Genomic DNA, 6961 nt, shown 5'->3' with positions numbered 1-6961 from the left:
GACGCCGGGCACTTCGTCATCGACGAGCGACCGGACCTGGTGCGCGCGAAGTTGATCGCGCTGGCCGACTAAAGCGATTTGCGTGTTGAAACCCGCGGTGCGCGCGGGTAAACGTGCACAAATCGCGTGGGGGGGATCAGATGATCGACGACTGGCGCAGCGTCAACCTGGCCAACTGGGAGTCGCGGGTGCCGCTGCACACCGGACCCGACGGCTACGACCTCGCCGGGTTCGACGACCCCGCTCATCTGTCCGACGTGGTGCGCTACGACGTGCCGCGGCTGGGCGGCCTCGACGGCGCCGACGTCGTGCACCTGCAATGCCACATCGGCACCGACACGGTGTCGCTGGCGCGGCTGGGCGCGCGCTCGGTCACCGGGCTCGACTTCTCGCCGTCCGCGCTGGAGGCGGCGCGTGCGCTGGCCGGTCGCGCCGCCCCAGACGTGCGATTCGTCCAGTCCGATGCGTACGACGCGGTCGACGTGCTTGGGGCGGAATGCGCCGACCTGGTCTTCACCGGCATCGGGGCGCTGTGCTGGCTGCCCGACGTTCGGCGCTGGGCCGACGTCGTCGCGGGGCTTCTGCGGCCGGGCGGGCGGCTCTTCATCCGGGAGGGCCACCCCGTCCTGTGGGCGATGAGCGATCCGCGGCCGGACGGGCTGCTGGTACTCGAGTATCCGTACTTCGAGACCGACGGCACGGTGTTCGTCGAGGACGAGACCTACGCGGGGTCGGGCACGGTCGCGGCACCCGAGTCGGTCATCTTCAATCACGGCCTCGGCGAGATCTTCACCGCGCTGCTGGGCGCCGGGCTGGCGATCACCGCCTTCGAGGAGCACCGCGAGGTGCCGTGGAATCCGTTGGGGGAGAACATGATTCCGAGTCCTGACTTCGCCGGCGAGTTCATCCTGGCGAAAGGGCGCGATCGGATGCCGTTGACCTACACGCTGCAGGCGACCAAGGACGGCTGAGGCCACGTGGTCCGGGCGGATCCAGTCCCCCCATCTGGACCCGCCCGAAGCGTTGCGACGCGGGTGCCATGCACCGTCATCCGAGCAGGTCTGGCGTCGTCCGCCACGCGGGCGGCACCTGAACTGGACCGCCTCCGGCAAATATAGACATGTTTGTTCATGGACCGCAATTCCAAACGGCGAAAATAGCCGGAAGCGTCAATCCGCTCTCGTCTCTCGGGTGGCTAGACTCGGGCCTGACCGGCCTCCATTCGCACACTCGGCGTAGGTATGAACACCACCAAGCAACTCAGACCCGGCAGGCACCAATTGAGCCGGGACGAGGTCAAGGACCATCAGCGTGAGCGCATCTTCCGTGCGCTCGAATCCGTGATGTCCGCGCAGGGGTATCTCGACACCAGCGTCGCCGACCTCATCAGAAGCGCAGGGGTGTCCCGGCAGACCTTCTACGAGTTGTTCGCGTCCAAGCAGGACTGCTTCCTGTCCAGTTACCGGCGGAGGCAGGGCTCGGTACTCGACGTCATCCGCCAGACGCCCGAGACCGAGAACCCCATGGATCGGTTCGCCGCGTTCTTGAAGACGTACCTCGTGGTGATGGCGACCGACCCGGGGCTCTCGCGGCTCTACCTGATCGGCGTGTACACCGCGGGCCCCGAGGCGATCGCGAAGCGTATCGACATGCAACAGCAGTTCGTCGAGGGCATCGCGATGGTGCTGGAGGTGCAGTCCAAGCAGGATCGGTTCCGCTGCCAGGCGCTGGTCGCGACGATATCGACGTTGGTGACCAACGCTCTTTTGGAAGAGGATCCGTCGCAGGCCGTGCTCGAGCTACATCAGCCGCTCGTCGGCATCGCCAAGCAGTTGCTCGCCGTCGACTAGCAAGCACTCACTCCTGGAAGCGGTATCCCATCCCCGTTTCGGTCAGCAGGTGCTTGGGCTTGGCCGGGTCGTCCTCCAGCTTGCGGCGCAGTTGCGCGAGGTACACCCTCAAGTAGTGGGTCTCCTTGGCGTAGGCCGGTCCCCACACTTCCTTGAGCAGTTCGTCGCGGCCGACGAGCTTGCCTCGGTTGCGCACCAGCATCTCGAGCATGCCCCACTCGGTGGGGGTCAGATGCACTTCGTGACCGTGTCGCGTCACCTTCTTGGCCGCCAGATCGACGGTGAATGAGGCGGTTTCGACGACGGGTTCATCGGTCTCCACCGACGCTGCGCCGCGCCGCACGGCCGCGCGGAGGCGGGCCAGGAACTCGTCCATGCCGAACGGTTTGGTGACGTAGTCGTCGGCGCCCGCGTCGAGGGCCTCGACCTTGTCCGAGGAGTCGGCGCGCGCCGACAAGACGATGACGGGCGCGGTGAGCCAGCCTCGCAACCCTTCGAGCACTTCGATGCCGGACATGTCGGGCAGCCCGAGGTCCAGGACGACGACGTCCGGCTTGTGCTCGGCGGCAACCCGAAGTGCTTGTGCGCCAGTGTCGGCCGTGTGCACCTCGTAGCCGCGGACGGAGAGGTTGATGCGTAGCGCACGCAGGATCTGCGGTTCGTCGTCTATCACCAGCACCCTGGTCATGGCGCCTCCTCGCCGGGGGCGGCGAGGTCGATCTCGACGGTCAGGCCACCGCCTGGTGTGTCGGTGGCGGCGATGCTGCCGCCCATCGCTTCGACGAAACCCTGCGCGACGGAGAGACCCAGTCCCACGCCGGTGGTGTTGTCGTGATCGCCGAGCCGTTGGAACGGGGCGAACAACTCGTCGATCTGGCTGCGTCGAACGCCCGGTCCCTCGTCGACGACGTTGATGATCACGCGGTCACCGACCCGGCCCGCGTTGATCCGGACCATCCCGTCCGGCGCATAGCGAAGGGCGTTGTCGATGACGTTGACGAGGACGCGTTCCAGCAGACCGCCGTCGGCCGTCACGGCGGTGTCGCCGACGTCGACCTTGATGCGATCCAACCCCGCTGCTCCCCTTGGCAATCCGACGATCGCGCGGTGCACGATCTCGTCGAGGTAGAGGTGACGCAGCTCGGGCCGTACGACGCCTGCGGCCAGGCGGGACGAGTCGAGCAGGTTGCCGACCAGCGCGGTGAGCTGGTCGATGGACTCCTCCACGGTCGCCAGTAGTTCTGCGGTGTCCTCGGGGGAGAAGCCCACGTCGTCCGCCCGCAGGCTCGACACGGCGGCCTTGGCCCCGGCCAACGGGGTGCGGAGGTCGTGGCTGACCGCCGAGAGCAGGGCGCGGCGCAGTTCGTCGGCGCGCGCGATGGCCTCGGCCTGGCCGGCCTCCTCGGTGAGTTCGCGTTGGCGCACCAGCCCGGCGGCCTGCTTGGCGACGGCGGTCAGAACCCGGCGGTCGCGGGCGGCCAACTGCCGTCCGCTCATCAGCATCCAGAACTCGTCGTCCCCGACTTCGATTGCGGTGTCGGCGGTTTCCACTCGGACGCACGGATCGGCGCCGACGCAGGCCACCATCTGTTCGCGGCCGTCGCGCTCGCGCAGGAAGCTGACGGCGCGTTGAGAGTAGGTCTCCCGTACGCGTTCGAGCAAGGTTTCCAGGTCGGCGCCGCGCAGCACGGACCCGGCGAAAAGGGCGAGGAGTTCGGCCTCTTGGGAGGCGCGACGGGCCTCCCTGGCTCGTTTGGCCGCCCCGTCGACCAGGGCGGCGACGGCGACGGCGACGATGAAGAGCACGGCGATCGTGATGGCGCTGTCGGGGTCGGAGATGGTGAAGCTGTAGCGCGGTTGGACCAGGAAGTAGTTGAGAAGCAGGCCGGAGAGCACTGCGGACGCGGCGGCAGGCGCGACGCCGCCGAGCAGTGCCACCACGACCACGCCGACGAAGAACAGCGCGCTCTCCCCGGCGATGCCGAGGAACTTGTCGAGCACCAACGCGATCACCGCGCACCACGCCGCGGGGACCAGCACGGCCGCCAGCCAGGACGCCAGCCGCCGCTCGTGGGGTGACACCTGCCACGACGGCGCGCCCTTGGCCTGATCGTGGGTCACCATGTGCACGTCGATCTTCCCCGAGTGCTGCACCGTGGCCGCGCTGATGCCCTCCTCGAAGATGCGGGCCCACCGAGACCGCCTCGAGGTGCCGAGAACCAGTTGGGTGGCGTTCATTTCGCGGGCGAAGTCCAGCAGGGCGCCGGACACGTCGTCGCCTGCGACGGTGTGCAGCGTGGCGCCGAGGCTTGCGGCGAGTTCGCGGACCTTGCCCATTTGCGGGGCCGCGACACCGGACAGGCCGTCGCCTCGGACGACGTGCACGACCATCAGCTCGGCGCTGGACCGCGAGGCGATGCGAAAGGCCCTGCGCACCAGGGTCTCCGACTCGTCACCGCCGGTGACGGCGACGACGACGCGCTCGCGGGCCTCCCAGGTGTCGCTGATCTCGTGGTCGGCGCGGTACTTGGCGAGTGCGGCGTCGACCTGATCGGCCAGCCACAGGAGGGCGAGCTCGCGCAGAGCGGTGAGGTTGCCCTGCCGGAAGTAGTTGCTCAGGGCCGCGTCGACGCGTTCAGGTGCGTAGACGTTGCCGTGGGAGAGCCTGCGCCGCAGCGCTTCCGGGGTGATGTCGACGAGTTCGATCTGGTCGGCTCTGCGGACCACCTCGTCGGGCACGGTCTCCTGTTGCTCGATGCCGGTGATTTGCGCGACGACGTCGTTGAGACTTTCGAGGTGCTGGACGTTGACGGTCGAGACGACGGTGATGCCCGCGGCGAGGAGTTCGTCGACGTCCTGCCACCGTTTGGCGTTCCTGGAGCCGGGGGTGTTGGTGTGGGCGAGCTCGTCGACCAGCACGACCTCGGGTCGTCTGCGTAGCACGGCGTCGACGTCGAGTTCTGGGAAGTCGGTGCCGCGGTAGGTGACGTAGTGCGGTGGGATGATCTCGATGCCGTCGAGGAGGTCGGCGGTCTTCTTGCGGCCGTGGGTCTCGATGACGGCGGCGACGAGGTCGGTGCCTCGTTCGCGCCGTCGGTGCGCCTCACCCAGCATGGCGAAGGTCTTGCCGACTCCCGGTGCCGCGCCCAGGTAGATGCGCAGTTCACCCCGCTTGGTGGGGTGCCTGGGCTTGGCAGGCGGCTCGGGAGTCACCCTCCCATCATCCACCCGGGCGCAGCTCGTCGAGGGCGATGTTGGTGCCGAGCACGTCGACGGTGGGTTCGCCCATGAAGCCGAGCGCGCGTCCGTCGGTGTGGGCGGTGATGACGGACCTGACCTGTTCGGGGGTCAGACCGCGCGCCTGCGCGATGCGATTCACCTGCAGGTCGGCGTAGGCGGGGGAGATGTCGGGATCCAACCCGCTGCCGCTGGCGGTCACGGCGTCGGCGGGCACCACCGGGTCGGCGGGGGCGGCCCCGCGGATCGGGACGATCTGGCCGGCTGCGTAGTCCTCACCGGGTTGGGCGCATTCGACTCGGACACCCTCGTAGGTGGCGAGGAACGGCGTGGTGGTGACGTCGCAGGGTTCGTTGACACTGACCACCTGGGTGGGGTTGGTGACGTTGCCGCGGGCATCGCGCGGGCCGATCACCGACAGCACCGCGCCGACGCCCCCGCCGGTGCAGAACGGCCGGGCACCGTCGACGCCGTTCTGGGTGGCGACGTCCGCGCTGCGGGTGCAGACGAGGGTCAAGAGGCTCGGCTTGTCCGGTGCGTCGAGGACGCTCTCGGGGCCCAGATTGCTTGCGCTGGTGGCCATCGGGTCGTATCCGTCGCCCGCGGCGGACGGGCGGCTCTGCAGGTATTGCGGCAGCGGATTGCCGTCGGCGTCGGTGAAGAGCTGGCCGATGAGGCTGCTGCCGACCTGCCGTCCGCCGACTTCGACGATCGAACCGTCGGCCTTGCTCTGCAGGCCGGGCAGCTGCGCGACGGCCCAGATGAACAGCGGGTAGGCGCCGCCGACGATCACCGTGAGCACCAGCAGCGCCCGAAGGGCTGCCCAGTGCTGACGAACGAGGTTGGAGTACTTCATGTTAGGACATCCCGGGGAAGAGTTGGACGACGAGGTCGATGAGTTTGATGCCGACGAAGGGGGCGATGATGCCACCGAGGCCGTAGACCAGAAGGTTGCGACTCAACAGCTTCGATGCGCTGCTGGGCGTGTAGCGGACACCTCTGAGTGCCAACGGAATCAGCACGACGATCACGATGGCGTTGAAGATCACCGCGGACAGGATCGCCGATTGCGGGCTGTGCAGCCGCATCACGTTGAGCAGGTCGAGGCCGGGGAACAGCACGACGAACATCGCCGGGATGATCGCGAAGTACTTGGCGATGTCGTTGGCGATGGAGAACGTGGTCAACGCCCCGCGGGTGATCAGCAACTGCTTGCCGATCTCGACGATCTCGATGAGCTTGGTGGGGTCGGAGTCGAGGTCGACCATGTTGCCGGCCTCCTTGGCGGCGACCGTGCCGGTGTTCATCGCGACCCCGACGTCGGCCTGGGCGAGCGCGGGTGCGTCGTTGGTGCCGTCGCCGGTCATCGCGACCAGCTTGCCGCCCTCCTGCTCGCGCCGGATCAGCGCCAGCTTGTCCTCCGGGGTGGCCTCGGCCAGGAAGTCGTCCACCCCGGCCTCGCGGGCGATCGCCGCGGCGGTGCGCGGGTTGTCGCCGGTGATCATCACGGTGCGGATGCCCATCCGGCGCATCTCGTCGAACCGCTCGCGCATGCCGTTCTTCACCACGTCCTTGAGATGGATCACCCCCAGGACCCGGGCCTGTTCGGCGACCACGAGCGGGGTGCCCCCCGCGTCCGAGATCTCCTCGACGATGTCCTTCAGGTCCGCCGGGACGCGTCCCCCGTTGGCCCGGACCCACTCGGAGACCTGGGCCGTGGCGCCCTTACGCAGTTGCCGGCCGGCCACGTCCACCCCCGACATCCGGGTCTGGGCGGTGAATTCGATCCAGGTGGCGCCCTGGACGTCGTCCCGCTCGCGCAGGCCGTGCGCCTGCTTGGCGTGGACCACGATCGAGCGGCCCTCCGGCGTCTC

The 6961-nt window shown here is 68.3% G+C and carries 6 protein-coding genes; 2 read left to right on the top strand and 4 right to left on the bottom strand.

Annotated features, from left to right (window positions below):
• The first annotated feature begins 140 nt into the window (after nucleotides 1–140).
• Together ABW137_RS31170 and ABW137_RS31165 are read left to right on the top strand one after the other, a co-directional pair.
• The gene (locus tag ABW137_RS31170) at nucleotides 141–971 is read left to right on the top strand and encodes a class I SAM-dependent methyltransferase (RefSeq protein ID WP_526405997.1); all 831 of its coding nucleotides are present in this window, start codon (nucleotides 141–143) and stop codon (nucleotides 969–971) included.
• Between the two features lie 270 nt (nucleotides 972–1241).
• The gene (locus ABW137_RS31165) at nucleotides 1242–1850 is read left to right on the top strand and encodes a TetR/AcrR family transcriptional regulator (RefSeq protein ID WP_526405995.1); all 609 of its coding nucleotides are present in this window, start codon (nucleotides 1242–1244) and stop codon (nucleotides 1848–1850) included.
• Nucleotides 1851–1857: 7 nt separating this feature from the next.
• On the opposite strand, the gene ABW137_RS31160 is transcribed toward ABW137_RS31165, so the two are convergent.
• The 4 genes from ABW137_RS31160 to kdpB all read right to left on the bottom strand — a co-directional run.
• Nucleotides 1858–2538 (bottom strand): response regulator transcription factor, encoded by a 681-nt coding sequence (locus ABW137_RS31160; protein ID WP_526405994.1) that lies wholly within the window; start codon nucleotides 2536–2538, stop codon nucleotides 1858–1860.
• Entirely contained in the window at nucleotides 2535–5078 is a 2544-nt protein-coding gene (locus ABW137_RS31155) for a DUF4118 domain-containing protein (protein WP_526405992.1), read from the bottom strand. Before ABW137_RS31155 ends, ABW137_RS31160 begins: the two co-directional genes overlap by 4 nt.
• On the bottom strand, nucleotides 5071–5943 hold the full coding sequence (locus ABW137_RS31150; RefSeq protein WP_526405990.1) for a potassium-transporting ATPase subunit C: 873 nt from the start codon (nucleotides 5941–5943) through the stop codon (nucleotides 5071–5073). Before ABW137_RS31150 ends, ABW137_RS31155 begins: the two co-directional genes overlap by 8 nt.
• 1 nt (nucleotide 5944) lies before the next feature.
• A partial coding sequence (kdpB, locus tag ABW137_RS31145; protein WP_526405988.1) for a potassium-transporting ATPase subunit KdpB occupies nucleotides 5945–6961 on the bottom strand: 1017 nt, incomplete at its 5' end.

Origin of the sequence: Mycobacterium sp. (assembly GCF_040509115.1) — a bacterium.
Classification (GTDB): domain Bacteria; phylum Actinomycetota; class Actinomycetes; order Mycobacteriales; family Mycobacteriaceae; genus Mycobacterium.
This window is presented reverse-complemented; position numbering and strand designations above follow the sequence as displayed.

What these genes read in the sequence shown, in the direction of transcription:
- ABW137_RS31170 (WP_526405997.1), top strand. Translation starts at nt 141, where the DNA reads ATGATCGACGACTGGCGCAGCGTCAACCTGGCCAACTGGGAGTCGCGG.
- ABW137_RS31165 (WP_526405995.1), top strand. Translation starts at nt 1,242, where the DNA reads ATGAACACCACCAAGCAACTCAGACCCGGCAGGCACCAATTGAGCCGG.
- ABW137_RS31160 (WP_526405994.1), bottom strand. Translation starts at nt 2,538, where the DNA reads ATGACCAGGGTGCTGGTGATAGACGACGAACCGCAGATCCTGCGTGCG.
- ABW137_RS31150 (WP_526405990.1), bottom strand. Translation starts at nt 5,943, where the DNA reads ATGAAGTACTCCAACCTCGTTCGTCAGCACTGGGCAGCCCTTCGGGCG.